We start from the raw sequence: 1880 nt of genomic DNA, 5'->3' as shown, positions 1-1880 counted from the left end.
CCCGAGGGCGCGTCGGAGGCTTCGGTCGCCCCCTCCTGCAGTTCCTCGGTGGCGTCGTCCGAAACCTCGACCTCGGAGCGCTCGCCGGCGCTTTCCTGCTCGGCCTCGCCATCCTGCTGCTGCTGCTCGTCGGAGGACTGGTCCTTGTCGTCCTCGTCCTCCTCCGACTCCTCGCCCTGCGCCGTCTGCTCGGCCATGTCGAGCGAGGCCAGCATGTCGCGCACGGTGCGGGCGAAGGCGCGCTGGTCCTCGACCGCCTTGCCCAGCCGGTCGAGATCAGCGCCGGCCTTGGCCTCGATCTGCTCGCGCCAGAGATCGACCAGCTTCTCGGCCGCCTTGGGCGGCTTCAGGCCGGTCAGCCGCTCGCGCACCATCAGGGCGAGTGCATCCTCGAGCGGCGCGTCGGCCCGGTCGGTAATCTCCTCATAGCGGCCGCCGCGGTGGTAGCGGTCCTCCAGCATCGCGGTGATGTTGCCGGCCATGCCGGCCATCCGCCGCGCGCCGACGCATTCCACCCGCGCCTGCTCGACGGCGTCGAACACGGCGCGTGCCGCATCGCCTTCCGGCGCGGCGCGGCGATGCACGCTGGCATCGTGGCAGGCCAGCCGCAGCGCCATCGAATCGGAATGGCCGCGCAGGATCGCCACGTCCTGTGCCGTCAGCTTGCGCGGCGGCTCGGGCAAGCGGGCGCGCTCGCCGACCAGCGAGGGTTTGTCGGCCGCGAAGACGATCTCCATCTCCGGCTTGCGCGCGATCGCCTTCATCGTCGAGGAGATGGCCCGCTTCAGCGGCTCAGCCGGCGCTTCCTTGGTCGTGCCGGGCTTGCGGTTGGAGATGCTCATAGCGCCTTCGCGAAATGGTGGATCCGATGGCCCGCGACGGGATAGTCCTCCATCACGCCGCAGGGCTTGTAGCCGAGCCTGGGATAGAACTGCGGCGCCTGGATGCTCATCGTACTCAGATAGACGCCCCGCGCGCCATGCTCGCGCGCGGTCGTCTCAGCCAGCGCGACGAGCGCCTCGCCATGGCCGGCGCCGCGATGGGACTCGTCGATCCAGAGCAGGTCGATATGGAGCCATTGCCATTTCAGCTCCCCGATCAGCCCGCCCATGATGACGCCCGCATCGTCGCGCAGGCTGAGCGCCAGCGGCAGGCTGTTGCGCGGGCCGACCCTCGCGGCGTTGTAGGCGCTGAGCCCCGCGACCACGGCTTCCCTCGTCGCCGCGACATCGCTTTCGCGCTGGAGGGTTGCCATCGCGGAAGCGCCTTCAGCTCAGGACCACGTTGGCCGCGCTCTCAGGCAGTTCCTTGCCGAAGGAGCGCTGATAGAACTCGGCCACCAGCGTGCGCTCCATCTCGTCGCATTTGTTCATGAAGGTGACGCGGAAGGCGAAGCCGACATCGCCGAAGATCGCGGCGTTCTCGGCCCAGGTGATCACCGTGCGAGGGCTCATCACCGTCGATAGGTCGCCGTTCATGAAGGCGTTGCGGGTCAGATCGGCGACGCGCACCATCTTGTCGATGACGCTGCGGCCTTCCGGCGTGCCTTGGAAGTGCTTGGACTTCGCCAGCACGATTTCGACCTCGTTGTCATGCGGCAGGTAGTTCAGCGTGGTCACGATCGACCAGCGGTCCATCTGGCCCTGGTTGATCTGCTGGGTGCCGTGATAGAGGCCCGAAGTGTCGCCGAGGCCCACCGTATTGGCGGTGGCGAAGAGGCGGAAGGCGGGGTGCGGACGGATGACGCGCTTCTGGTCGAGCAGCGTCAGCTTGCCGGACTGCTCGAGCACGCGCTGGATCACGAACATCACGTCCGGGCGGCCGGCATCGTACTCGTCGAAGACGAGCGCGATGTTGTTCTGCAGGGCCCAGGGCAGGAT

General features: G+C 68.1%; 1 protein-coding gene and 2 pseudogenes. All 3 read right to left on the bottom strand.

Annotated features, from left to right (window positions below; all coding sequences use genetic code 11):
• Nucleotides 1-842 (bottom strand): annotated as a pseudogene (locus Q8M82_RS18720) (cobaltochelatase subunit CobT); the annotation flags it as partial.
• On the bottom strand, nucleotides 839-1255 hold the full coding sequence (locus Q8M82_RS18715; protein ID WP_305692806.1) for a GNAT family N-acetyltransferase: 417 nt from the start codon (nucleotides 1253-1255) through the stop codon (nucleotides 839-841). The pseudogene Q8M82_RS18720 and the gene Q8M82_RS18715, both read right to left, overlap by 4 nt.
• Nucleotides 1256-1268: 13 nt before the next feature.
• Nucleotides 1269-1880, bottom strand: a pseudogene (locus Q8M82_RS18710) (CbbQ/NirQ/NorQ C-terminal domain-containing protein); the annotation flags it as partial.

The sequence above is a fragment of the Allobosea sp. genome, assembly GCF_030694325.1.
Taxonomy (GTDB): domain Bacteria; phylum Pseudomonadota; class Alphaproteobacteria; order Rhizobiales; family Beijerinckiaceae; genus Allobosea.
This window is presented reverse-complemented; position numbering and strand designations above follow the sequence as displayed.

Excerpts from the sequence above, each read along its gene's own strand:
- Q8M82_RS18715 (WP_305692806.1), bottom strand. The coding sequence starts at position 1,255 with ATGGCAACCCTCCAGCGCGAAAGCGATGTCGCGGCGACGAGGGAAGCC.